Source organism: Corynebacterium sp. zg254, assembly GCF_024701495.1.
Taxonomy (GTDB): domain Bacteria; phylum Actinomycetota; class Actinomycetes; order Mycobacteriales; family Mycobacteriaceae; genus Corynebacterium; species Corynebacterium zhongnanshanii.
This window is the reverse complement of sequence record NZ_WIAR01000002.1, coordinates 375,267-398,413: the sequence shown is the minus strand read 5'-3', so window position 1 is coordinate 398,413 and position 23,147 is coordinate 375,267. Positions and strand designations below refer to the sequence as shown.

Sequence of the window (23,147 nt, the reverse complement as noted above, 5' to 3'; positions counted from 1 at the left end):
GACTATTTCTTCTTAGGGTTGGTGCGTACTCCCAGCAGGACATCCTCCCAGTGGGGCGTGACGGCCTTGCGGCGCTTCTTCTTCTCGCGCTCAGACGGCTGGGCCGGCGGATTCTGGAGGAAGTGCTCGCCCTGGTTCTGCTCAGCAGGCTGAGCGCCGGGGATCGCGCTGGGTGCTGGCTCGTCCAGCTCCGCGGCGAAATCCACTTCTTCTACTGGGGCCAGGGTGCGCACGGGCCGGCCGTAGCGCGGATCTACCAGATCGGCGGCCAGACTATTGTGCGGCTCGATGATCTGCGGCTCGCCCTGGTGACGATCGAAACGGAACTCCGCCACGTGCCGCGCCGTCTGGCCCGCGGTGGACTTGTTCCAGCTCACGGTCACAAACCACTGGCGGGAGGCATCCTGGTGAGCGTCCCATTCGCAGTCGTTCAAGGACTCCCCGCGCGCCGCCAGTGCCGTGGCCAGCACCTCCCACAGGGTCTGCTTGGACGGGCCGCCCTCCGCCTCCACGATGGGGTGCGCCGAGTGAGCCGTCTCCGCCACGAGCGCCCGCTCCTGCAAAATCGGCCACGCGTACGGCTCGATGGTGGACTCGTCCGTGTCCGCCTCCTCCGCCAACTCGGCGATGGTTGCGCCCTGACGCAGGCGTTCCTGGATGGCGCGAGGACGGATGCTTAAGTGCGTGCGGCGAGGTCGCGACGTGGCCGCAGGCTCCGCGGCGGGGGAATCCTCGTGGGTGGGTGTGCTGTCGGCGTCGTTGTCATTATTATCATCGACGCCCAGCTCGCCCTCCGCCGCATCTCGTTCGGTGCCGGCGATCCCCTCGAGCACATCCCGGAGTTCCTGTGTGACGGGCAGGTAGAAATCCTCGGCGGGCGACTCATCGCTGCTGCCCTCGGTGGCGGAGGCGAGCGCCAGAACCAGCGACGAAGAATCACTTTCTGATACGACGAGCTTGAGTTCCTTCACGAACAAGACCTCCAGAATGAGCGGGGACACGAGCGGGCTGCATTGCTGGTGCAATGCGCGATGTTTCTACTCTATCGAAAATACCGCCCACACCGCGGGAACGAAGCCCCGAGGCGATGGGCGGCAGGTGCGCTGCTGCGCAACGCGCGGCGGGTTACGCCTGAGCGTGGCCTCCATCGAGGATGAAGTCGATGGCGCCGGTCAGCTTCTTGATGTCCTCAGGGTCAATGGCTGGGAACATGCCGATGCGCAGCTGGTTGCGGCCCAGCTTGCGGTACGGCTCAGTGTCCAGGATGCCGTTGGCACGCAGGATCTTCGCGATCTTGGCGGCATCCACATCATCGTTGAAGTCGATGGTGCCGACCACCAGGGAGCGGGAATCAGCATCGGCGACGAATGGGGTGGCCTCTGCACGGGAGTCAGCCCAGTTGTACAGGGCGGTGGAGGACTCGGTGGTGCGGGCAACCATGCCGTCCAGGCCGCCGTTGGCGTTCATCCACTTGACCTGATCGTCCAGCATCAACAGGGTGCCCACGGCTGGGGTATTGTAGGTCTGGTTCTTCAGGGAGTTATCCACTGCGGTCTTCAGGTCCAGGAAGGCTGGGATGTAGCGGTCGGTGGCGGCGATCTCTTCCACACGCTCCAGAGCGGCAGGGGAGAACGCGGCGAGCCACAGGCCACCGTCGGATGCGAAGCACTTCTGTGGAGAGAAGTAGTAGACGTCAGCTTCCTTGATGTCGACGGGCAGGCCGCCGGCGCCGGAGGTGGCGTCGATGGCTACCAGGGCGTCCGTGTTTGGGCGGGTGATGGGCACCATCGCACCCGTGGAGGTTTCGTTGTGGGCCCAGGCGACCAGGTCGGCGTCGGTTCCATCCAGCTCGGACGGGGATGGAGCGGTGCCTGGCTCAGCGGCCACAACCTGTGGCTCCTCCAGCCATGGGGCCTTCTTGGAGACGGAGGCGAACTTGCCGGAGAACTCGCCGTAGGTCAGGTGGGCGGACTTGTTACGGATCAGGCCGAAGGATGCGGCATCCCAGAAAGCGGTGGCGCCACCGAGGGACAGGATGATCTCGTAGCCCTCAGGCAGCTGGAACAGCTGGGAGAGGCCCTCGCGCACGGAACCGACGACGTCCTTGACGCCCGCCTGGCGGTGGGAGGTGCCCATCACGTGGGCGTTGTCCACGATGGACTGCAGCTGCTCAGGGCGAACCTTGGAAGGGCCGCAGCCGAAGCGACCGTCGGAAGGGATGAATTCCGCTGGGATGGTTGGAAGGGAGGAGTCCGTTGCGCTCATGAAGTAGTTGCTTTCTGTGAACGGGCGTGTGAAAAACGGCCCGGCCGGTGGACAGTATCAGTGACCAGCGTAGCGGTTTCGGGGTGCCTTCCCTAGCCCAAGTGCTTATATTTTTATGCCGCACCCCACATAAGAGGGCAGAAGGTGGTGGGCATCTCACGGGGCGTGCGCGGCTATCGTGGGCGCTTATGGGGGTAGTTTTTCATCATCGCGCGCCGGGCGTGTGGCGCGTATCTCATAGGACCGGCGCGGTGTGCCCTAGGACACTTTCCCTGCTCAATGCCGGGTTGGTGGGGTGGACGGCGGTGGAATGTGGCGTTGTGAGGCAGGGGGCAGGGGAGAGGTTGGCATCCTTAATGTTTCCCCCGATCTAGCCCACGGCCGGAGGAAAGCTGTAATCTGGGACATACTGAACGTGAAGCACGTGAACATTTCAGAAAGGGATGTCAATGGCGACCGATAATCCAGACAAGGCAGTCCTCCACTACCCAGGTGGAGAATTCGAAATGGACATTGTCCACGCAACCGAAGGCAACGACGGAATTGCACTGGGCAAGATGCTGGCAGAAACCGGCTTGACCACTCTGGATCCGGGATACATGAATACCGGTTCTACCGAGTCCGCAATCACCTACATCGATGGTGCAGAAGGCATTCTGCGTTACCGCGGATACGACATTGCAGATCTGGCCAACAACGCCACCTTCAATGAGGTCTCCTACCTGCTGATCAACGGCGAGCTGCCAACCCCAGAGCAGAAGGAAGAGTTCAACTCCAACATCCGCAAGCACACCCTGCTGGATGAGGACTTCAAGTCCCAGTTCAAGGTGTTCCCTCGCGACGCTCACCCGATGAGCGTGCTGGCATCTTCCCTGAACATCCTGTCCACCTACTACCAGGACAGCCTGGATCCTTTGAACAAGGACCACCAGAAGCTCAACACCTACCGCCTGATGGCGAAGGTTCCAATGCTGGCTGCTTACGCGTACCGCGCATCCAAGGGCAAGCCATTCATGTACCCAGACAACAAGCTGAACGCACGCCAGAACTTCATGCGTAACATGTTCGGCTACCCCACCGAAGAGTACGAGAACGACCCAGTGCTCACCAAGGCTCTGGACAAGCTGCTCATCCTGCACGCTGACCACGAGCAGAACTGCTCCACCTCCACCGTGCGCATGGTGGGCTCCTCCCAGGCGAACATGTTCGTCTCCATCGCGGCCGGCATCAACGCACTGTCCGGCCCACTGCATGGTGGTGCAAACCAGGCCGTGCTGGAGATGCTCGAGGACATCAAGGCCCAGGGCGGCGACGCCACGGACTTCATGAACCGCGTGAAGAACAAGGAGCCAGGCGTGAAGCTGATGGGCTTCGGCCACCGCGTCTACAAGAACTACGACCCACGTGCGGCCATTGTGAAGGAATCCGCACACGAGATCCTGAACCACCTGGGCGGCGACGAGCTGCTGGATCTGGCTATGGGTCTGGAAGAGATCGCACTGGCAGATGACTACTTCATCTCCCGTAAGCTCTACCCGAACGTGGACTTCTACACCGGCCTGATCTACCGCGCCATGGGCTTCCCAACGGACTTCTTCACCGTTCTGTTCGCCATGGGCCGCCTGCCAGGCTGGATCGCCCACTACCTGGAGCAGGTCAACGATCCTACCGCGAAGATCAACCGTCCTCGCCAGATCTACACCGGCCCAGCCGAGCGCAAGCTGTCCTAACGCTTCAAGATCACACGAGCCGCCAGCCCTTGAGATGTTCGAGGGAGGGCGGCTTGTGCGCGTTGTCTGGCGAATTTTCGGTAGACTGGCACAGACTTTAGATACATCATTGACAAAGGAGTCTTCAGATGTCTGATGCACAATCCAAGCCGCTCATCGAGGTAGATGGTGGTGAAGCGCCCCAAGATCTGGTCATTGAAGACATCACCGTGGGCACGGGTAACGAGGCCGTTGCAGGCGGCCAGGTAGAGGTTCACTACGTAGGCGTGGACTTCGAGACCGGGGAAGAGTTTGACTCCTCCTGGGATCGCGGACAGTCCATCGAGTTCCCCCTGAACGGTCTGATCCAGGGCTGGCAGGAAGGAATCCCTGGAATGAAGGTGGGAGGCCGCCGTAAGCTGACCATTCCACCGGAGAAGGCCTATGGCCCAGCCGGTGGATTCCACCCTCTGGCGGGGAGGACCCTGGTGTTCGTGATCGACTTGCTGAGCGCGTAAACGCGCGTCGCGCGGCTGACAATCACGGATACGGCCGCAAGAATATAGTGTCATTATCGCTGATAAACGCGCTGATAAATAAAAGACCCTGGTGTATTCACCAGGGTCTTTTGCATGTTTAATGTGTAGTTCTCATTATTCTTTTGTGCAAAAGAATGGTTTATGGAAAATAAAATGGAGCTTTTAAAAAGTAAACAATCTGAGTTTTTCTTATGTCTCTAGCTGTGTGTATTATGTTTTTCGGAGTTAATACTCAGGATATATTCAGGCAACATGAGCTGCGGGACTGGCCGCTGATGCTGCTGACATTCGAGAGGACTTATATTCATGAAAAAGAGTTTTGCGCGCTCAGTAATGGCAACCGCAATTGCGGCCGCTGCGACGCTTGCACCTGGTGTTGCTGCCACGTCTTCGGCACTCCCATTGCCGCCAGCCCCACAGCTTCCAGCGGCTCCCCAGCTGCCAGCAGCCCCACAGCTCCCAGGACTGCCACCACTGCCATTCCAGGCTGCACCAAAGGGTGCACAGATGGTCACCTTCGGTGACTCCTTCACCGCCAACGGTGGAACGAACCCAGCGCGCAACGAAGGTACCCGCGTGCAGTGGAACCCAATGTGCCGCACCGACCACAACAACTGGGCCAAGGAAGCCGCACGCCACCTCAACAAGTCCATCGCAGACTACTCCTGCAACGGCACCACCGCAGGTTCCGTGAACCTGTACCTGGAAACCGCCATCGCTAACGGCGACCTGGGACCTGAGACCCAGGACGTTGTCCTCATGTACGGCGGCCTGGACCCAAGCTTCTACATCGACGGTGCCGGCAACGTGCTCAACCTGCCCACCCCAGTGGGAACTCCTTACCAGGCTCAGCTCTTCGCTCTGAAGGAGCGCATCCGCTCCGTAGCGCCGAACGCTCGCATCACCCTGGCTAGCTACCCACGTCTGATCGACAACGATCGCGTGTGCCCAGTGGGTATCGCCAACGTTCCAGTCCCAGGTGGCACCGGAGCCGAGAACGCGGTGAACCGCTCCATCGCCAACGCAGCGCACGTCCTGGGCATGCACTACATCGACGTGCACGCAGCGTCCGATGGCCACGGCCCATGCGCCGCCCCTGATCAACGCTGGGTCAACATCATCCCAGAGCCATCCTCCCCATCCGTGATGCCAAGCCACCCAACGGACCGTGGCCACATCGCCATGGGCGAAGTTGTGGCCAACGGCCTGCGCTAGCGCCTACTTAACGGCAATAGCAGTCTTCCAGGACATCTTCTGACCATTGTGCAGGATCGCATTCTTGTAAATGCGAGCCACCAGCATAATGATCAGAACAGTGGCCACCAAGGTCACACCGAAGGATCCCAGAACCTGAATGAGGTTCATATTGCCCGCCGCCAGCTGTAGCGGAGCTACCGACAAGCTGGTGGGTGGGATCCAGGCCAACACGGTCATGACGGTGGAATCCAAGAATTGCCACCCGAAAAAGGGCGCGTAAATCATTGCAAAGACGAGTATCAGGATGGGGGCCTGCGTCGACTGCAAATCTTCCGTTCGGGACACCAGGGAACCCGCAGCGGCATATAGACTGCCGAAGAGCAACATGCCCAGGACGAACGCCACCAGCATCAGCAGCAGGGTTCCGTAGTCAAAGTCCACATCCTTGGCAAGCCCCGTGAGCGACAGTCCCACCGCTCCCACGCCCATGATCAGCGTGGAGGCCGCCACACCGAACAGCGTGTTCGCGATGATCTTGCCCGCCAAGAAGTCCGTGGGGCGAGCCGATGCCAAAATGATCTCCACCACGCGGGAGGATTTCTCCTCTGTCACACGGCTGCCAATGTTTCCCGCGAACAGCATGACGAAGAAGCACATCATGCCGACCGCGATCATGACCGTGACGATAGCGGGGTAGTTGACCTCGTCGTCAGATTGCTCGTCCAGGGAGACCATCGTGACCGTCGACGCCGGCATCGCCTTCTGAAACTCTTCCGGCGAAATGCCCAGCGCGCTGAGCGCCTGGTTCTGAGACATGGACGAGATCACGCCCTCAACCAGGGAATGCAGGGCAGGGTCGGGAGTGTCCTCGAAGACGAAGTCCACGCCGTTGTCAGTTTTCACCACAGCAGCATCTACGTCGCCGTTTTTGACGCGGGCTTCGGCGTCGGAAGAATGATCAAGGACGGTGACGGTCACGGCGGAGTCGGCGGCCTGCTCAAACGGCTCGGCGGACATGCCCACCACGGCCAACGATTTCAGGTCGGCCTCCTTGTCCGAGAAAAATCCCACCAGGCCGATCGCAGCCACCATCGCGACCAGCATAATCGCCAACGAAATCAGGATCGCCTTCGACTTCAGGGACACCTGAATCTCACGCTGCACCACGGTGGACACAGTTTTTGCGGAAGAGTAACTCATGATTCCACGACCTCCTGGAAGAGCTCAGACAGATGGGGGACACGCCGGCTGAAGGAATGCACAGGGCCCTGGGCCAGCGCGGCGTTCAGGATTTCCTGGTCTTGATCCTCGCTGCGGGCCTGCAGGAGGACATGATCCTCCGACGCCTCGACCAGCTGCGTTCCCTCCGGGTACCAATCGCGCGCTGTCGTGTGGATCTCATAGATCACGGGGCCGCGGGTGCGCAGCTCGTCCACCGTGCCCTCGGCCTTCATGCGGCCATCGCTGATGATTCCCACGCGGTCGCACAGGCGCTGCACCAGATCCAGCTGGTGAGAGCTGAACAGCACAGGCACGCCCTGTTTCGCCCGATCGACCAGCAGCTGCGACATGACATTGACCGCCACGGGGTCCAGGCCGGAGAATGGCTCGTCGAGGATCAGTAGCTCAGGATCGTGAATCAACGACGCCGCCAGCTGCACCCTCTGCTGGTTTCCCAACGATAGTTGGTCCAATTTGTCATTGGCTCGCTCCGCCAGTCCCAGCTGCTCAAGGAGCGCCTCGGCATTGCGGGCGGCTGCGGCTTTGTCCAGCCCGTGAAGACGGCCGAAGTAGCCCAGCTGGTCGGCGATCTTCTCCTTGGCGTACAGGCCACGCTCCTCGGGCATGTAGCCAATGCGCCGGCGCAGATCCTGGTTCATGGGGGTGTTCCCCACCCGGACCTCACCGGAATCACAGGCCAGAACTCCCAGGGCGATGCGCATCGTGGTGGATTTGCCCGCACCGTTGGAGCCCACGAAGCCGTAGATTTCGCCACGGCCCACGTGGAAGGTCATGTCATGGAGGACCTGGTGGTCTCCATAACTCTTGTTCAGATGGTCAATATATAACGTATCCATAGAATGAATAAAACGTCCTTCAGTGTTTGTGTGTCCCCGGAAAAAGCTGGCGTGAGCAGCTGACATGGATGCACATGGAGTGTGAACGTGGTTGAAACACAGCATGACAACCACGTGAAAACACCCACATGAACAGCCGGACGCACAGCGAGCTCAGCCGGAAACGCGTACAAAGGATTGCATGAGTGACATTAGCCTGAACGACGGAACGACGATACCCCAGGTTGGGTTTGGCACATGGCAACTCAAGGGCGACGTGGCCTATGAATCCACGCTCGCTGCAATCACGGCCGGCTACCGCCACATCGATACCGCGGCGATTTACGCCAACGAGGAAGAAGTAGGGCGCGCCATCGCGGAGGCCATCAGCCAGGGCATCGTCACCCGGGAGGACCTGTTCATCACCACTAAGTTGTGGAACGCAGATCAGACTCGCGCCGCCGAAGCCCTGGACCTGTCCCTGTCCAAACTGGGTCTGGACTATGTGGACTTGTACCTGATCCACTGGCCATGCCCCGGCTACGGACAGTACGTGCCGGCGTGGAAGGCGATGATGGAGCTGAAGGACGCGGGCAAGACCCGCTCCATTGGCGTGTGCAACTTCTACCCGGAGGCGCTGGATGAGCTGATAGCTGCCGGTGCCACCCCCGCGGTGAACCAGATCGAGATTCACCCCGGGTTCTCTCAGGACGAGATGCGGGAAGAAAACTCGGCACGCACCATCACGACGCAAGCCTGGTCCCCACTGGGGCAGGGCACCGTGCTGGAGAACAAGGAAATCCTGCGCATCGCCGACGAAGTAGGCAAGACCGCCGCTCAGGTGATTATCCGCTGGCACATTCAGCGTGACGACGTGGTGCTGCCGCGTTCCTCCAATGCTGAGCGCATCGCCCAGAACCTGGATGTGGCGGACTTCAAGCTGAGCAATGATCACATGGCGATCATCACCGCCCTGGATGATTTGGCGGATCAGGAGGAGTCGGGTGTGACGGGCAGGGTTGGCCCACACCCTCATGAATTCAATCGGGACACCCCGGCTGAATAACAGGGCTACAGTAAATGCATGACAGTCCAGAGCCTGCGAGTAGAGCGCGATAGCCACAATCCCCACGTTGCGATCATCACCTTGAACGATCCGGACAAGCGCAACGCGCTCGACGCGGCCAAGGCCAGCGCTCTGGAGAATGCGATCATTAAGCTGGAGGCCACTCGCCAGACGGATCAGCCCGTGAGGGTGATTGTGATCCGCGGCGAGGGGCCTGCTTTTTGTGCGGGCGCGGATCTGTCCGGCGGGGTGTATGCACGAGACTTTTTCGATTCGCTCACGCGCATGCTCACGGCCATTACGCGCTGCCCGATTCCGGTTATTGCCGATGTGCAGGGGCCGGCGGTGGGCGCGGGCTGCCAGGTGGTCCTGGCCTGTGACCTGCGTGTTTTTGGAGACCGGGGTGCCGTATGGGTGCCTGCGGCGCAGCATGGATTCGCGCTAGATACGTGGACACATCAGCGATTGTGCGAGCTGGTGGGCGGGGGACACGCACGCAACATCATGATCGGGGCGGCCACGATGGGGGTGGAGCAAGCCCTCGCCACGGGATTCGCGTCCTTGCACGCGGATTCCGCGGGGGCTGCGGAGTACGCCCGCACGATCGCGGCCCAGGCGCCGCTGTCCATGGAGCACTCCAAGCGCGTGCTTAATTCCGCCGACGCCAACCGGGATCCATCCCTCGACATGCTCTTCCGGAAAGCGTGGGCCAGCGAGGATGCGCAGGAGGCGCGGGCCGCGCGTGCGGAGAAGCGGGCGCCCCGGTTTATGGGCCAGTGACCGTGGCGACGACCTCCACGTGGGGCATGATGAACAGCGCGCCGGGAGTGTCCTTCCAGGTGTGCCATCCCTCGACGATCTGCGCGATGGCCTCCTGCGTGGTTGTCCTCTGGCCGGACGCCTGGGCTGAGCTTGGCTCCAGCTTCCGGGAGGTGGTCTGTATGTCGCCGAGTGCGACGGCCACGCGCTGCTGGTAGTCCTCGTCCTGTGTGCGTGCAACCCACGTGGACGCCAGGTGCTTGCGCTGCTCCGGTGAGGCGTAGGTCCCGTTGCTGGAGCTCACTTGCAGATCATCAAGGCCAGCCTGCACGAACCAGGTGGGCAGGTGGCGGCCAGCGTTCGGTTGCGCATCGGCAAGGTCTGCGACCACGGAGAACACGGCGCGCCAGCGCGACAACCCAGGGTGTGGCGGGTACCAGGTCATCGCTCCGTAGTCCACTTCCCGAGCGGCGATGAGTCCACCCGGTGCGACCACGCGCGCACATTCCCGCAGCGCTGCCACGGGATCCGGTACGTGGTGTAGAACCTGGCTTGCGAAAACAACGTCGAAGGTATCGTCCTCGAACGGTAGGGCGTCCGCACTGCCTCGCGTGAAGGACACGGCGGATTCGCGTTCGGCGGCTGTTGTGGTGGCGGCAGCGATGGCGTCGGGATTTATGTCCACGCCCGTGACCTGGGACGCGGCGCCACCTAGGGATTCGATGTGCGTGGCGAGGTCCAGGGTGAGGGAGCCGGGGCCGCAGCCTAGGTCCAGCAGGCGCGTTGTTGCCGTGAGGTGGGGGAGGAGGAATGCGGTGGCGTGGGCGTGGGGCAGGTGTTGACTCATGGGCTCAATACTACGGCATCTCTGACTCATTTAGTTGACGTATCAACTACTTTGTGTATGATGGGGCTATGCAATTCGGAATCTTTACTATCGGCGATGTCACTACAGACCCCACGACCGGGCAGACACCCAGCGAGCATGAACGCATTCGCAACACGGTGGCCATGGCGAAAAAGGCGGAGGAAGTGGGCTTGGACGTCTTTGCGACAGGCCAGCACCACAACCCGCCGTTCGTTGCGCCGGCCAACCCTACGATTCTCCTGGCGCATCTGGCTGCTCAGACGAGCAACATCCAGTTTTCAACGTCCACGACCCTTATCACCACTACGGATCCGGTCCGTATCGCAGAGGACTACGCCTATGTGCAACACCTCGCTGATGGCCGCGTGGATCTGATGATGGGGCGCGGCAACACCGGGGCGGTGTACCCGTGGTTCGGGGCGGATATCCGGAAGGGAATCCCGCTTGCCATTGAGAATTATCACCTTCTGCGCCGCCTGTGGCGTGAGGAGAATGTGAATTGGCGCGGGGAGTTCCGCACCCCACTGCAGTCCTTTACCTCCACTCCGCGACCGCTTGATGGAACCCCGCCTTTTGTCTGGCACGGTTCGATTCGCTCTACGGAGATAGCAGAGCAGGCCGCATTCTATGGCGATGGGTTCTTCCACAATCACATTTTCTGGACGCTTGACCACACTCAGCAGATGGTGAACCTGTACCGTCAGCGTTTTGAACACTATGGCCACGGGCGGGCTGACCAGGCGATTGTTGGTCTGGGCGGCCAGGTGTTCATCGGCGATACGGAGAAAGAAGCGAAGAACTTCTTCCGCCCGTACTTCGATAACGCCCCGGTGTATGGACATGGCCCTTCCCTGGAAGACTTCGAGCGTTCCACGCCGTTGACTGTGGGTACAGCGGAGCAGGTTATTGAACGGTACCTGAGCTATGCCGATGCCGTGGGTGATTACCAGCGCCAGTTGTTCCTCGTTGATCATGCGGGGTTGCCGCAGGATGTGGTGCTCGAGCAGATTGAGATCCTGGGTAGGGACGTGGTTCCTGTCCTTCGGCGAGAATTTGAAGCCCGACGCACGGCGCACGTTCCATCCGACCCTCCGACCCACGCCAGCTTGGTTGCCGAAGGAGCTTCATCCCGTCACCATGCCGTGACACCTGCAGCGATGCCAGACAACGATGCTCAGGACGGTGAGTAGTCATGAAAAAGTTGGTTGTGCTGAATGCCGGGCTATCGACTCCATCCACCACGCGTATGCTCGCGGAGCGGATTTCCGGTGCGGTGGAGTCCAATGTTGCTCGTAAAGGGGAGGGGATTGACGTTGCTTACATTGATATCCGCTCTCTGGCAATGGACTTGGCCACAATGATGAGCACTGGCATTCCTTCGGAGGAGTTGCGCCACGCACACGATGAGGTGAGTAATGCCGATGCACTTATTGCGGCAACCCCGGTTTTTGCTGCAAGCTATTCAGGCCTGTTCAAAATGTTTGTGGACACGTTGGACACAGATTCTCTTAATGGAATGCCGATGATCATTGCGGCCACCGCAGGAACGGCGCGCCATAGTCTCGTTCTCGACTTTGCGCTTCGTCCTTTGTTCACCCATTTGCGAGCGGTCATCATGCCTACCGGAGTATTCGCTGCGACAGATTACTTTGGCGCGGATTCAGGCCTCGACAACAGAGTTCAACGCGCAGCCGTGGAGCTGGCTGACCATATCGTGTCCACTGAGGGGGCGGTTGCTGGGCTGGCTCCAGCAATGGACCGTCCCCAGCATCCCTCGGCGCGGGATACGGGGGTTCACCGAGTGCGAACCAGTGGCACTCAGGTCGATACCAACGTCACGGATTTCATGACTCTGTTGCGGGGACACGACGGCAACTAATTGCCCAGATTGTCTACCGCGTACTGTGCCTCCTCTGGGGTGAACTTCTCGCCGTATTCGCTGGTTAGCTGGTCAAAGATAGCGCTGGGGGACATCGACATGTGCTTTTCGTACGTCTTTGCCTTCTCTAGCGCATTCTTGTTGTAGTCCGCCTTCAAGTTATCCACCGCATATTGGGCGGCATCCGGACTGAACTGTTCGCCGTATTCGCTGACGAGCTGGTCGTAGATTCCCTGACGGGACATGTGCATCATGTCCGAGTAGGTCTTGGCCTTGCGTGCAGCGGATTGGAACTCCCGGGGGACGGACTCGGTAGCGCGCTGGGGCTGAGGGGCTTGTTCCTCCGATTCCATTGCTGTCGGAGCGGCCATGGGTTGTTCGTTGTCCCCGCTGGTGGCCTGCTCTGTGGGGATGGCGGCTTCCTGCATGCCCAGTGAGGATGCCACGGTGGAGGAGTTTTCTGTGGAGTTTTTGTCTCCGCCACCGCCGGCCACTCCGATGATGATCAGCACTAGGAGGATACCTGCGGCGATGGCGGCCCACTTGGGGATGCCGCTCTTCTTTTTCTGGGGAGTGTGTGATTGTTGGTTGATGCCGGGCTGGTGGTACGGGTTCTGATGATGGGGAGCAGTCATGGGTGACTCCTAGTCCTCTGGGTCAGGTTTGATGGGACCTGACGCGTGAAAAGAAACGTCTGCTCTGTACGGCACTGGGGGTGCTGCAGGAGCTGAGAATCAATCTAGTTTTCACCACATACACTGCATTCTAAAACTAAGTGAAAAAATCGAACATGTGAACGAAGTGTCAGCGTGTGGGCTATGGGGCAGGAGTCTCGGCTGGAGTATTTTCGGCAGGTTTAGTTGTCGGAGGAACGCTTGTCGAACACGCGGGCCATGTCCTCGTGGATCTCCTCATGCGGAGAATCCTTCTCCGTGGACTGAGCCGCAGGAGCGTGCGCTGCCTGGGGAGCCGGTCGAGACGGAGCATCGGAATCGGTGGCGGAGGATTCCTCATCCTCGGACTCGTCGTTGCTGACCTCTTCGCTGGACTTAATCACGTACGCCAGCAGTGGGAACAGCAGGACCGTCAAGGATCCGGCGGCCACCAGCACGGAGGCGATTTCTTCCTCGAGGAACCCAGATTGCAACGCCACTTCGGTGACCGCCACAATGATCGGCAGCGCGGTGGCCGCATACAGCGATAGTTGCAGACGCTCGCGCCAGTCTTCGAGCTTGGATCCGGTATCCATGAACTGCTCCCGCAGGAAGATCGGCAGACCTCGGGTGACGTAGATGAGGGGAACCAGCAGGACAGTCATCCAGGGGTGCTTGGCCACGGCGTCCGGGTCGATGCCCATGCCGGAGCACACGAAGAATACGGGAATGAACAAGCTGAAGGCCACGATGTCCAACAGGTGCTCCATGGTGTCGGAGCGCTCCGGGGTGACCAATTGCCGCAGGATGAAGCCAGCGGCGAATGCTCCCAGCACTACATCCAGCTCGAAGACGGCGGCCACGGCCATCAAAATAGCCAGGATGGTAATCACGAGACGCAGGACCGTTTGGTTATTGGAGCCGGCGCCGTCGGCCATGGCTCGGCTAAGCCACGGCGCGATGAAACTCACTACGGACGGTAGCAGGGCCACGGTGATGGAGATGAGGACGAAGAACAGGAGGATGGCGATGGTCAGCCAGGTGGCGCGGGTGGACAGCAGCAACGCCATGGCCAGGATGGGTGCGATTTCGCCGATCGCGCCATGAATTAGCAGGGACTTTCCCACGTTGTTGTTCAGCATGTCCTGTTGCCGCATGATGGGCATCAGCGTGCCGACGGCAGTGGAAGTCAGCGCGATGGCCAGAACTATGGCGGTGGCGCGGTTCTCAGATCCGAGTAGGACGAAGGCGCCTCCGATGCACAGCAGAAGGCAGACCAGCCATGTGCTGATGGCGCTGCGCGATTGTTTGCCGCGCAGATCTTTGGGGTTGATCTCGAATCCGGCGAGGAGGAAGAGCATGCCCAGGCCGATTTCACGGATGAGGCCTACACCTCCGTCGAGGCTGGCGAGTCCCAACACGTTGGGGCCGATGATCATGCCGAATGCGATGAGCAGGACTGTGGCGGGGATGCGTTTGCCGGTGGCGAAGGAGATCAGTGGGCTGATCAGTGCCGCGCCCATGATCCATGCGAAGGAGGCAAGGACGTCTGGATTCACCGCGCCCGCGGCGAGTACAAGTTCATCGCTACCTGTCATGAGGGGAATACTACAAGATTGTGAGGCGGGTTTTTAAAAGCGCATGAGGCGCTTAATAGCGCTGCTGGCTTCTGCTATTTTCTCTTGGGTGAGTTGCTCGTCCTGCATGTGCGCGGCGTCCAGAACACAATGGTGAAGATGGTCTTCGAGGAGACCAGTGGCAACTCCTTGGGCGGCTTTCGTGAGCGCGCTGATTTGGGTGAGGATGTCGATGCAGTATTTTTCCTCTTCGATCATTTTTGCGATACCGCGGGCTTGCCCTTCCAGCCGCTTCATGCGGCGCAGATAGCTTTCCTTGTCAGCGATGTAGCCGTGTTGGTGATTCTCAGAGCCGCAGTGGTTGCACTCGGTGGGCTCGGTGGACTCGGATGGGGTGGCGAGGTTGTCGTATTCGATAGTCATGGTGTGCTGGCCAATCTGAGGTTCTTTTATGAGTGGGTGGTGGAGCGGAATCGACGCAAGCGCAGACTGTTGCCCACCACAAAGACGCTTGAGAAGGCCATCGCTGCGCCTGCCAGCATAGGATTGAGCATGCCGAATGCCGCGATGGGAATGGCCGCGGTGTTGTAGGCGAAGGCCCAGAAGAGGTTGGACTTGATGGTGGACAGTGTGGCTCGGGATAGGCGGATTGCGTCGACTGCGCTGGTGAGGTCACCTCTGACCAGGGTGATGTCTGCGGCTTCGATGGCCACGTCCGTGCCGGTGCCCATGGCCAGGCCGAGGTCTGCTTGAGCGAGCGCGGGGGCGTCGTTGATCCCATCGCCCACCATGGCTACGACCTTGCCTTGGTCCTGGAGCTCGCGCACCACGTCCACTTTGTCTTGCGGCAAGACGTCCGCGTACACGTCCGTAATGCCCACCTGGTCGGCGATGTGGTGTGCCACGGCTGAGTTGTCACCGGTTAAGAGAATGGGGTGAAGACCCAACTGTGTGAGCTGCTGGAGTGCTGTGGAGCTGCTGTCTTTCAGCGTGTCGGCTACAGCGATGAGGCCGTGTACCTGTCCGTTCCAACCCACGGCCACGACTGTTGCTCCGCTGTGTTCCGCGGATTCCTTCGCCTGGAGGAGGGAAGGGGCGATAAAAGAGGAATCCTCGAAGAGGCTCAGTCGTCCCACCTGAACGTCCTGCCCGTCCACGGTCCCGCTGACACCGCGGCCCTCGAGGTTGTGGAAGTCCGTCACGGTAGGCAGAGTGCCTACGCGCTCAGCAGCGGTGCGGGCGATGGCCTGGGCGATGGGGTGTTCGGATGCGCTTTCAACGCTCCCGGCCATGGCGAGAACTGTCTCTGCATCGCTGCCGTGAACCTCCGGGAAGGTGATGACGTCCACGACCGTCATCTGCCCTTGGGTGATGGTTCCGGTTTTATCCAGCACGATCGTGTCCACTGCGCGGGTGGATTCCAAAACCTCAGGCCCTTTGATGAGCACACCCATCTGCGCACCGCGTCCGGTGCCCACCAACAGAGCCGTGGGGGTTGCGAGCCCCAATGCACACGGGCAGGCAATGACCAAGACGGCGACGGCGGCAGTGAATGCCATCGTGGCGCCGTGGCCCGTCGCAAGCCAGGCGATCAACGTGACGAGGGCGATCACTAGGACGATGGGTACGAATATCCCGGAAATGTTATCGGCCAGGCGCTGGACCTGAGCTTTTCCGGTTTGCGCGTCCTCCACCATCGCGGCCATGCGCGCAAGCTGCGTATCGTTGCCCACGCGCGTGGCTTCCACGAGCAACCGGCCGGAGGTGTTGATCGTGGCACCAGTGACCCTGTCCCCAGGAGCTGCATCGACGGGCACAGATTCGCCCGTCAGCATGGAAGCATCAACGGCGGAGTGGCCCTCCATGATCACGCCATCCGTGGCGATCTTCTCACCGGGACGCACCACGAAGTGGTCGCCGATGCGGAGCTGAGTCACCGGCACACGTACTTCGGTACCGTCCCGCACCACGGATACTTCTTTGGCGCCCAGTTCCATCAGGGCACGCAGAGCCGAGCCCGCTTCGCGCTTGGACTTCTTTTCAAAATAGCGCCCGGCCAGCACGAACATCGTGACGCCTGCAGCGGCTTCCAAATAGATATTCGCATCACCATGGGAGTGGGTGAGCGTGAAGTGGAACCCATGCTTCAGTCCGGGCTCACCGGCTGAGCCGAAGAAAAGAGCATAGAGCGACCACAGAAAAGCGGCAGCCGTGCCCATGGTGATGAGGGTGTCCATGGTGGCGGTACCGTGTTTGAGGTTCGCCCAGGTGGCCTTGTGGAACGGCCAACCAGCCCAGACCACTACAGGTGCAGCCAGCGTGAGGGAGAGCCATTGCCAATTCGTGAACTGCAACGGCGGGATCATCGCCATCGCGATGACGGGAATAGTGAGGATGCTCGCCCCGATCACGCGCTGCCGCAGGCTGGTGAGTTCCGGATCAGAGTGCTCTTCCGGATCCATGGCGTCCAGCGCCGGCTCTTCCTCACGAACAGTCGCATCCGTTGCCGAATACCCCGCCCCTTCCACGGTGGCGATGAGTTCCTCTACGGTCACTCCAGGTGCGGCAAGAACGGAGGCCTTTTCCGTGGCGTAGTTCACGCTGGCGTCCACGTGAGGAAGCTTGTTGAGCTTGCGTTCGATGCGGTGAGCGCACGACGCGCAGGTCATGCCGCTGATCGCGAGCTCGTAATGATCGCTGAGGCCGGCGTCGGTCGACATGGGGACGGTGCTCATCGCTGCGGCCTAGCGTGCGGTGACGGTGTAGCCAGCTTCCTCAACGGCGGCGATCACGGCGGATTCGTCGACCTTGCCGTCTGCGGTGATGGTCAGGACGCCGGTGGTGGCGCTCACGTCCACGCCGGTGACGCCGGGAACTTCGGAGACTTCCTCGCGAACGGATGCTTCGCAGTGTTCGCAGCTCATTCCGGTGACGGAAAACTCTTGGGTGCTCATGATTGTCCTCCTCGATAGCAATTGTGTGAGGATACCCTCCGGGGGTATCTGCTTACGTCACCAATTTATACCCCTATGGGGTATCTTGCAAGGGGGGTGAATTACTTGAGTTTGTCCCACGCATTGCCCTCGTAATCAGTGGCTAAGACAAACGAGGACCGGCCCTGGACTCCCACCTGAGTGGGTAGCGGAACCGGTCATGTTGACTTCTACTATACCGTCTGCTTTCTGGTTCATCACCTCAGGAGGGGGTCGGCGTGATTCACGGCGGACCGCCATGGAACTTCCGTGAACCTGAACGAGATCCGGGGGTGCATTAGACTGTCGCACTAGAATAGGGACAACGCGCTGAGCTCAGCAGGTAGCCAGCAGTCATCGAACGCACAAGAGTAAAGGAGCTGACCATGGCAGCCACCGACATCACCGACAAGGTCACCGTGTACTACGCAGACTGGTGCCCCTACTGCAAGAAGCTGATCACGGACCTTAACGCGAACAATATTCCCCATACCTTAATCGACGCCGACAACGGCCCACATGCCGCAGAGGATTCCGAATGGGTGAAGTCCGTGAACAACGGCAATAGGATCGTGCCAACGGTGCGCTTTTCCGACGGTACGCACATGACCAACCCGCCCGTGGCGGATGTTGCCGCCAAGCTTGAAGAATTGAGCTGATTCTTTAGCGGTGAACCACGGGGGATGATTAGAACGAGGTGAGGCCGTTTGCGGCGAATATCTCGGCGCGAATGGCCCGGTTCTTCCTCCGCATCTCGAAAGCGATGAAGAATGCATCAATGAGGGTCCATAGTCCGAATCCTCCCAGTGTGAGCGTCATAAACACCGCGTAGACGATGTTGCCCAAGTAGTAACGGTGTGCGCCGACGGTTCCTAGGAATAACCACAGTAGCCACATCACTAAGGGATTCTTTTTCCTATCGTCGTACTCCATCTGCGCTTTTTGGAGACGGAGTGGGTCCACGCTTTGTGGTTGATTGCCAGGGAAAGCCTGGGGCTGAGGCTGGGCGTTGTTGCTGTGGTGGTAACCGGAGGAGTAGGGGTTTTCTGGGCGTCCGGCGATGGTCATGGTGTGTCCTTGTCTCACGGAGACGCTCGTGGGGTGGTCCCGTGGGGTTGTGTTATTGGTTCTCTCAGTTTATTCCACTCAACGGAAGATAGCAGATCTTCTGCATTGGAGGTTACACAATGTCGTCGAGTTACAAGCCACTCAAGACCCTGTTTCACATGGCTAACGGAGATGGGGACATTCGCGTGGCAGATGAGCTTCGGCGTCGATGGGATTCGCCAGCTACACATCACTGGAGCTATATGGTAAGAGATGATCGGACCTTTGTGCTGATGACTACCGCGCTGTCTCGATTGATAGATCGTATTTGGGTCAATGAGATGAGCATCGCTGGCATCTGGCAATCCTTGCCAGAAGGTGTGCGGAGTAGTTATACCACGCAACTGCTGGTGAAAGAGATTCGTTCCACTCATGAGATCGAGCAGATCTATCTCACTGACACAGAGATTATGGATGCCTTGACCGTTGTGCATGGTCTTGCGCGAAATGGAGGAGAGGTATGCAGCCCCTTTATTAAAATGGTGCAAACTTACACCGAGGCATTCAATGTAGATAGAGCATTGCGATACCCCCAGACTGTTGCAGATATTCGGCAGGTCTATGACATGCTGCTTTCATATGAGCTGGCCGATGAAGATGAGCTTGATGGGCAACTCTTCCGCGCAGGAAGCGTATCCATCTCTAACGGCATGTACACTATTCATGCTGGTGCGGTGGGGGAACAGAATATCATCGACAGAATGCAGGTGATGCTCGACTCCTCCACGGATCGGCAAGGCATCGGGTTAGTTAATGCAATGGTAGAACACTTTATGCTGGAACATACCCATCCCTTTTATGATGGCAATGGTCGTTTCGGAAGATTTCTGCTAACCATGAGGTTGGCACAGCTGCTTTCTAAGCCAACTGCTCTGTCGCTTTCTGGACACCTTCTTGCCCATAAGACGCGTTACTACAAAGCGTTTCAGGACGCTGAGCACCCCAAAAATCACGCTGAGCTGACGTTCTTTGTACACTCAATGCTGTCTTTCCTGGAATCTGCTCAGGGAGAATTGCTGACTCACCTCAATGAACAGTTTGAGCGTTGATCTTCTAAGGTTCAAAGTTTTCAATCCTAGGATGGATATGATCTAGTTTGATGATTTGAAGGTTGCGGCACGTATACGTTCTAGTTTTTGCATATTTTCTTTATCGAGGGAAGAGCTACGTGTTGAGTCGAAAAGTGACCGTTCAGAATTGAGGATGTCGGAATGGTTCAGGTCATTAATGGTGCGCTGGTGAAGGTGTAGCTTGGATTCGTAAGTAAATAATCCCCGAGCTGATTTCAGCTGTTTTGCTTCAGGAACCCAATGGTATCGGGAGTCTTCTACGAGTTGGTAGTCAATAGCTCGCTTGACGAGTGCGCATATCCAGTCCGCAAATTGAATGTTCGTTGAAAGCTCGCTATCAATATGCATGGGCGGTTCGATGAGGCGTCGCATTTCAGGGTGGTCTGATGAACGGCCAAGAATATGTGCGTACATTGCGGGAAGCCGTTGAATTCGAGATTTCTCATTAACTTGGTCAATCATGACTAGAACGTTTGATTTCTTCGTGTCAGCATGGCGTGCAATGCGGTTGAGGGCTTCGCGCATCGCTGTCTCTTCGCGTTCTTTGAACTCGAGTTGTCCACAATTGGTTTCTTTGGGGGTTCCAACGGGTTTCTCTTCTGCATAGTAGAAAAGGTGCCCCTTGAACTGCCGTAGCTCTTCTATGAGTGACCCCAAGATTCGTAGATTTTGTGGTCGCTCCTCGGCTACTCTTGCGAAGAGGAGGTCTGCTCCCTTTTTCTCCCAGCGTCCAGGATCGATATCTGCTGGGATTTCGTTTCGGAAGAATACTTTTTTATGGTAGGAAAAGTATGCTCCAAAGTCACGGACTTTTTCTTCAGGAATTATGAATCCGCCGTATCCAAATGCTGGGCTGTCGCTAAAGCGAGAATGCCTAGGATGAACAAAGGCTCCAGGGCTGCCGATTTCGTCGAGATAGGCGAAGAGCATGGATTATCTACTTTCGTCTAAAAGCACAGGGACTCAACCGCTTCCGCAGTGAGTCCCTGGAGTTGCTGCCCTGGGTATTCTTGCATACGCTCAACCCTGGCTTACGTACATCACGTTACAGGAAGCTGGAGGTGCGTACAATGATGGGGGCAACTAGGGGGGTAAGTTCGTTTGTTGTCCAAAGTGTACACCAGCACTAAAAACAAATACCGCCCCAGGGAAAGAACAACGTCCCAACCCTAGAGCGGTACCTGTCAACCATGTCGCGACTGACAATGTCAACTATGTCCCGACTGATCACAATGCGCCCCAGAGAGGAATCGAACCTCCGACACCGGCTTTAGGAGAGCCGTGCTCTATCCACTGAGCTACTAGGGCATAGCACCACAGACTTTACCGTGTTGCTGCGCTGAGAAAAAACTACAGCAAAGCCCCGGCCAGAAAGCTGGAAGCCTTCCGCCGGGGCGCAAGCGGAACTTAGTGATCCACTGGCTTTTCCACACCCACGCCGGTGAGGGAGCGAACCTCCATCTCCGACTGGAGATCGTCGAAGTTGTCTGGCTTGCCCAGGAAGGTTCCGATGATACCGGCCAAGAAGCCAGCTGGGATGGATACCAAGCCTGGGTTGGTCAGTGGGAACCATGCGAAGTCAGCGTTCGGCAGCACAGAGGTTTCACTGCCGGAGACCGCAGGGGAGAAGATGATAAGCACAATCGCGGTGAGCAATCCCGTCCACAAGGAGGCCACGGCACCCGTGGTGTTGAAGCGCTTCCAGTACAGGGAGTACAGGATCGTCGGCACGTTTGCGGACGCTGCCACACAGAATGCCAGGGAGACCAGGAAGGCCACGTTCTGGCTCATGGCGCCAATGCCCAGCAGGATCGCGGCGATGCCGATGATCACCACGGTAATGCGGGACACGCGGACCTGCTCCTCTTCCGTGGCCTGGCCGTTGCGCAGCACGGAGTTGTAGAAGTCGTGAGCCACAGAGGCGGAGGCGGTGATGGCCAGGCCTGCCACCACAGCCAGCACGGTGGCGAACGCCACGGCGGAGATCACGGCCATGAAGATTGGTCCGGCAAGCTCCAGGGCCAGCAGCGGTGCAGCGGCGTTCGCTCCACCTGGGGCGCCCTTGATGCGCTCAGGACCCACGAAGGCTGCAGCAGCGTAGCCCAGAACCAGGGTCAGCAGGTAGAAGCTACCGATCAGGATGATCGCCCAGGTCACGGACCGGCGTGCTTCCTTCGCGGTCGGAACCGTGTAGAAGCGCATCAACACGTGAGGCAGACCAGCCACACCCAGGGCCAGGGACAGTCCCAGTGCAATGAAGTCCAGCTTGGTCACATCGGACTTGCCGTACTTCAGGCCCGGCTCCAGGATGGCGGTGTTGCCGCCATGGGACTCCACGGCGCGTGCCAGCAGCTCAGAGAAGTTGCCCTTCACCAGCACGAAGATGATGATGACCATGATGACCACGCAGGAGCACAGCAGCACAGCCTTAATCATCTGCACGATGGTGGTGCCCTTCATGCCACCGATCAGCACGTAGGCGATCATCACCACACCCACAACGGCCACAATGCCAGCCTGTGCGGTCTTGTCGTGAATATCCATCAGCACGGACACCAGCGCACCTGCACCGGCCATCTGCGCCACCAGGTAGAACAGGGACACGCCCAGGGTGGCGAAGGCAGCGGCCACGCGCACGGGGCGCTGCTTCAGACGGAAGGACAGCACGTCGGCCATGGTGAACTTACCGGTGTTACGCAGCGGCTCAGCGACCAGCAGCAGTGCGATCAGCCAGGCTACGAAGAATCCGATGGAGTACAGGAATCCGTCGTATCCGGTCAGCGCGATGGCGCCGACGATTCCCAGGAAGGAAGCGGCAGAAAGGTAGTCACCGGCGATGGCCAGACCATTTTGCGTTCCAGAGAAGGACGCTCCACCGGTGTAGAAGTCGGACGCGGACTTTTGGGGCTTTTTCGAGGCGTATGCCACGATGCCCAGGGTGATGACGATGAAGGCAACGAACACCGTCATATTCAGGATGGGGTTACCAGCACTTGCGCCGGCGTCGGCGGCAGTAAAGAAAGTCATGGTGTGTGCTCCTTATGCCACCGTGGTGGATGGTGGGTTGGCGGATGGGTGCTCGAGGGACTCACGGATTGCTTGGGATCGTGGCTCGAGGTTCTTGTTGGCGTAGGACACGTACATCCAGGTAATGCCGAAGGTGGTTACGAACTGGGAGACTCCCATGAGGATTCCCACGTTAATGTTGCCGAAAACCGGCTTGTTTAATACGCCTGGTGCGTACATGGCAATAACCACGTACAGCATGAACCACACCAATCCGGCGATGGTTAGCGGAAAGGTAAAACCGCGCTGCTTTGAGCGGAGCTCCTGGAACTCAGGGCTCTGTTGGCAGGCCTTGAACTCTGCAGCGGACGGGGTATGCCGCTCAGTCGAGGGTGCTGGCTGATTCAACAGTCTTCTCCGAAA

Annotated in this window: 22 protein-coding genes, 1 tRNA gene and 1 pseudogene; 9 read left to right on the top strand and 15 right to left on the bottom strand. The window is 59.0% G+C overall.

Features of this window, described 5'->3' with window-relative positions; translation table 11 throughout:
• Window positions 1-2 precede the first annotated feature (2 nt).
• On the bottom strand, window positions 3-1,001 hold the full coding sequence (gene sepH, locus GC425_RS07470) for a septation protein SepH (RefSeq protein WP_231699764.1): 999 nt from the start codon (window positions 999-1,001) through the stop codon (window positions 3-5).
• Window positions 1,002-1,125: 124 nt separating this feature from the next.
• The gene (gene serC / locus GC425_RS07465; RefSeq protein ID WP_151844541.1) at window positions 1,126-2,265 is read right to left on the bottom strand and encodes a phosphoserine transaminase; all 1,140 of its coding nucleotides are present in this window, start codon (window positions 2,263-2,265) and stop codon (window positions 1,126-1,128) included.
• A 449-nt stretch (window positions 2,266-2,714) separates the two neighbouring features.
• On the opposite strand from serC, the gene GC425_RS07460 reads away from it, so the two are divergent.
• The 3 genes from GC425_RS07460 (at window position 2,715) to GC425_RS07450 (ending at window position 5,728) form a co-directional block, all read left to right on the top strand.
• Window positions 2,715-3,995 carry a citrate synthase gene (locus GC425_RS07460; RefSeq protein WP_151843283.1) on the top strand — a complete coding sequence of 427 codons (1,281 nt, stop codon included), beginning with the start codon at window positions 2,715-2,717 and terminating at the stop codon, window positions 3,993-3,995.
• Window positions 3,996-4,123: 128 nt separating this feature from the next.
• Window positions 4,124-4,492 carry an FKBP-type peptidyl-prolyl cis-trans isomerase gene (locus GC425_RS07455; RefSeq protein ID WP_151843282.1) on the top strand — a complete coding sequence of 123 codons (369 nt, stop codon included), beginning with the start codon at window positions 4,124-4,126 and terminating at the stop codon, window positions 4,490-4,492.
• A gap of 354 nt (window positions 4,493-4,846) precedes the next feature.
• Complete coding sequence (locus tag GC425_RS07450) at window positions 4,847-5,728, top strand: SGNH/GDSL hydrolase family protein (RefSeq protein ID WP_151844540.1); 882 nt, start codon at window positions 4,847-4,849, stop codon at window positions 5,726-5,728.
• A 3-nt stretch (window positions 5,729-5,731) separates the two neighbouring features.
• Here GC425_RS07450 and GC425_RS07445 read toward each other — a convergent pair whose 3' ends face one another.
• Window positions 5,732-6,910, bottom strand: a complete 1,179-nt coding sequence (locus GC425_RS07445; protein WP_257822802.1) for an ABC transporter permease — start codon at window positions 6,908-6,910, stop codon at window positions 5,732-5,734.
• Entirely contained in the window at window positions 6,907-7,788 is an 882-nt protein-coding gene (locus GC425_RS07440) for an ABC transporter ATP-binding protein (protein ID WP_151844538.1), read from the bottom strand. The genes GC425_RS07445 and GC425_RS07440 overlap by 4 nt, the downstream gene beginning before the upstream one ends.
• 181 nt (window positions 7,789-7,969) lie before the next feature.
• Between GC425_RS07440 and GC425_RS07435 the strand changes: the two genes are divergently transcribed.
• Both GC425_RS07435 and GC425_RS07430 read left to right on the top strand, forming a co-directional pair.
• Window positions 7,970-8,833 carry an aldo/keto reductase gene (locus GC425_RS07435; RefSeq protein WP_151844537.1) on the top strand — a complete coding sequence of 288 codons (864 nt, stop codon included), beginning with the start codon at window positions 7,970-7,972 and terminating at the stop codon, window positions 8,831-8,833.
• A gap of 18 nt (window positions 8,834-8,851) precedes the next feature.
• Window positions 8,852-9,613 carry an enoyl-CoA hydratase gene (locus GC425_RS07430; RefSeq protein WP_151844536.1) on the top strand — a complete coding sequence of 254 codons (762 nt, stop codon included), beginning with the start codon at window positions 8,852-8,854 and terminating at the stop codon, window positions 9,611-9,613.
• On the opposite strand, the gene GC425_RS07425 is transcribed toward GC425_RS07430, so the two are convergent.
• Complete coding sequence (locus tag GC425_RS07425; RefSeq protein ID WP_257822798.1) at window positions 9,600-10,439, bottom strand: methyltransferase domain-containing protein; 840 nt, start codon at window positions 10,437-10,439, stop codon at window positions 9,600-9,602. The genes GC425_RS07430 and GC425_RS07425 overlap by 14 nt on opposite strands.
• A 68-nt stretch (window positions 10,440-10,507) precedes the next feature.
• Between GC425_RS07425 and GC425_RS07420 the strand changes: the two genes are divergently transcribed.
• The gene (locus tag GC425_RS07420) at window positions 10,508-11,650 is read left to right on the top strand and encodes an LLM class flavin-dependent oxidoreductase (RefSeq protein WP_257822796.1); all 1,143 of its coding nucleotides are present in this window, start codon (window positions 10,508-10,510) and stop codon (window positions 11,648-11,650) included.
• Between the two features lie 2 nt (window positions 11,651-11,652).
• Window positions 11,653-12,339 (top strand): CE1759 family FMN reductase, encoded by a 687-nt coding sequence (locus tag GC425_RS07415; RefSeq protein ID WP_151844533.1) that lies wholly within the window; start codon window positions 11,653-11,655, stop codon window positions 12,337-12,339.
• Here the strand turns inward: GC425_RS07415 and GC425_RS07410 are convergent.
• From GC425_RS07410 to GC425_RS07390, 5 genes and pseudogenes are all read right to left on the bottom strand, one after another.
• Complete coding sequence (locus GC425_RS07410; protein WP_151844532.1) at window positions 12,336-12,974, bottom strand: Ltp family lipoprotein; 639 nt, start codon at window positions 12,972-12,974, stop codon at window positions 12,336-12,338. The two genes, GC425_RS07415 and GC425_RS07410, sit on opposite strands and share 4 nt — an antisense overlap.
• A 416-nt stretch (window positions 12,975-13,390) precedes the next feature.
• Window positions 13,391-14,590, bottom strand: a pseudogene (locus GC425_RS07405) (cation:proton antiporter); the annotation flags it as partial.
• A gap of 33 nt (window positions 14,591-14,623) precedes the next feature.
• Window positions 14,624-14,992 carry a metal-sensitive transcriptional regulator gene (locus tag GC425_RS07400; RefSeq protein WP_151843272.1) on the bottom strand — a complete coding sequence of 123 codons (369 nt, stop codon included), beginning with the start codon at window positions 14,990-14,992 and terminating at the stop codon, window positions 14,624-14,626.
• Between the two features lie 26 nt (window positions 14,993-15,018).
• Window positions 15,019-17,304 carry a heavy metal translocating P-type ATPase gene (locus GC425_RS07395; RefSeq protein ID WP_374707642.1) on the bottom strand — a complete coding sequence of 762 codons (2,286 nt, stop codon included), beginning with the start codon at window positions 17,302-17,304 and terminating at the stop codon, window positions 15,019-15,021.
• 9 nt (window positions 17,305-17,313) lie between these two features.
• A complete protein-coding gene (locus GC425_RS07390; protein WP_151843271.1) occupies window positions 17,314-17,523 on the bottom strand; it encodes a heavy-metal-associated domain-containing protein in 210 nt (69 codons plus the stop codon).
• Between the two features lie 404 nt (window positions 17,524-17,927).
• Here GC425_RS07390 and GC425_RS07385 point away from each other — a divergent pair, with 404 nt between their 5' ends.
• A complete protein-coding gene (locus GC425_RS07385) occupies window positions 17,928-18,200 on the top strand; it encodes a mycoredoxin (RefSeq protein WP_257822785.1) in 273 nt (90 codons plus the stop codon).
• A gap of 28 nt (window positions 18,201-18,228) precedes the next feature.
• Here the strand turns inward: GC425_RS07385 and GC425_RS07380 are convergent, their stop codons facing one another.
• The gene (locus GC425_RS07380; protein WP_257822779.1) at window positions 18,229-18,609 is read right to left on the bottom strand and encodes a TM2 domain-containing protein; all 381 of its coding nucleotides are present in this window, start codon (window positions 18,607-18,609) and stop codon (window positions 18,229-18,231) included.
• A 158-nt stretch (window positions 18,610-18,767) separates the two neighbouring features.
• Between GC425_RS07380 and GC425_RS07375 the strand changes: the two genes are divergently transcribed.
• Entirely contained in the window at window positions 18,768-19,697 is a 930-nt protein-coding gene (locus GC425_RS07375; RefSeq protein ID WP_257822777.1) for a Fic family protein, read from the top strand.
• Between the two features lie 42 nt (window positions 19,698-19,739).
• On the opposite strand, the gene GC425_RS07370 is transcribed toward GC425_RS07375, so the two are convergent.
• From GC425_RS07370 to GC425_RS07355, 4 genes are all read right to left on the bottom strand, one after another.
• Entirely contained in the window at window positions 19,740-20,648 is a 909-nt protein-coding gene (locus GC425_RS07370) for a DUF3800 domain-containing protein (RefSeq protein ID WP_257822769.1), read from the bottom strand.
• A 305-nt stretch (window positions 20,649-20,953) separates the two neighbouring features.
• Window positions 20,954-21,026, bottom strand: a tRNA-Arg gene (locus GC425_RS07365).
• Between the two features lie 99 nt (window positions 21,027-21,125).
• Window positions 21,126-22,745 carry a cation acetate symporter gene (locus tag GC425_RS07360; protein WP_257822767.1) on the bottom strand — a complete coding sequence of 540 codons (1,620 nt, stop codon included), beginning with the start codon at window positions 22,743-22,745 and terminating at the stop codon, window positions 21,126-21,128.
• Between the two features lie 12 nt (window positions 22,746-22,757).
• Window positions 22,758-23,132 (bottom strand): DUF485 domain-containing protein, encoded by a 375-nt coding sequence (locus tag GC425_RS07355; RefSeq protein WP_370513715.1) that lies wholly within the window; start codon window positions 23,130-23,132, stop codon window positions 22,758-22,760.
• Window positions 23,133-23,147 lie beyond the last annotated feature (15 nt).

What these genes read in the sequence shown, in the direction of transcription:
- serC (WP_151844541.1), bottom strand. Translation starts at nt 2,265, where the DNA reads ATGAGCGCAACGGACTCCTCCCTTCCAACCATCCCAGCGGAATTCATC.
- GC425_RS07460 (WP_151843283.1), top strand. Translation starts at nt 2,715, where the DNA reads ATGGCGACCGATAATCCAGACAAGGCAGTCCTCCACTACCCAGGTGGA.
- GC425_RS07455 (WP_151843282.1), top strand. Translation starts at nt 4,124, where the DNA reads ATGTCTGATGCACAATCCAAGCCGCTCATCGAGGTAGATGGTGGTGAA.
- GC425_RS07450 (WP_151844540.1), top strand. Translation starts at nt 4,847, where the DNA reads ATGGCAACCGCAATTGCGGCCGCTGCGACGCTTGCACCTGGTGTTGCT.
- GC425_RS07445 (WP_257822802.1), bottom strand. Translation starts at nt 6,910, where the DNA reads ATGAGTTACTCTTCCGCAAAAACTGTGTCCACCGTGGTGCAGCGTGAG.
- GC425_RS07440 (WP_151844538.1), bottom strand. Translation starts at nt 7,788, where the DNA reads ATGGATACGTTATATATTGACCATCTGAACAAGAGTTATGGAGACCAC.
- GC425_RS07435 (WP_151844537.1), top strand. Translation starts at nt 7,970, where the DNA reads ATGAGTGACATTAGCCTGAACGACGGAACGACGATACCCCAGGTTGGG.
- GC425_RS07430 (WP_151844536.1), top strand. Translation starts at nt 8,852, where the DNA reads ATGACAGTCCAGAGCCTGCGAGTAGAGCGCGATAGCCACAATCCCCAC.
- GC425_RS07425 (WP_257822798.1), bottom strand. Translation starts at nt 10,439, where the DNA reads ATGAGTCAACACCTGCCCCACGCCCACGCCACCGCATTCCTCCTCCCC.
- GC425_RS07420 (WP_257822796.1), top strand. Translation starts at nt 10,508, where the DNA reads ATGCAATTCGGAATCTTTACTATCGGCGATGTCACTACAGACCCCACG.
- GC425_RS07415 (WP_151844533.1), top strand. Translation starts at nt 11,653, where the DNA reads ATGAAAAAGTTGGTTGTGCTGAATGCCGGGCTATCGACTCCATCCACC.
- GC425_RS07410 (WP_151844532.1), bottom strand. Translation starts at nt 12,974, where the DNA reads ATGACTGCTCCCCATCATCAGAACCCGTACCACCAGCCCGGCATCAAC.
- GC425_RS07400 (WP_151843272.1), bottom strand. Translation starts at nt 14,992, where the DNA reads ATGACTATCGAATACGACAACCTCGCCACCCCATCCGAGTCCACCGAG.
- GC425_RS07395 (WP_374707642.1), bottom strand. Translation starts at nt 17,304, where the DNA reads ATGAGCACCGTCCCCATGTCGACCGACGCCGGCCTCAGCGATCATTAC.
- GC425_RS07390 (WP_151843271.1), bottom strand. Translation starts at nt 17,523, where the DNA reads ATGAGCACCCAAGAGTTTTCCGTCACCGGAATGAGCTGCGAACACTGC.
- GC425_RS07385 (WP_257822785.1), top strand. Translation starts at nt 17,928, where the DNA reads ATGGCAGCCACCGACATCACCGACAAGGTCACCGTGTACTACGCAGAC.
- GC425_RS07380 (WP_257822779.1), bottom strand. Translation starts at nt 18,609, where the DNA reads ATGACCATCGCCGGACGCCCAGAAAACCCCTACTCCTCCGGTTACCAC.
- GC425_RS07375 (WP_257822777.1), top strand. Translation starts at nt 18,768, where the DNA reads ATGGCTAACGGAGATGGGGACATTCGCGTGGCAGATGAGCTTCGGCGT.
- GC425_RS07370 (WP_257822769.1), bottom strand. Translation starts at nt 20,648, where the DNA reads ATGCTCTTCGCCTATCTCGACGAAATCGGCAGCCCTGGAGCCTTTGTT.
- GC425_RS07360 (WP_257822767.1), bottom strand. Translation starts at nt 22,745, where the DNA reads ATGACTTTCTTTACTGCCGCCGACGCCGGCGCAAGTGCTGGTAACCCC.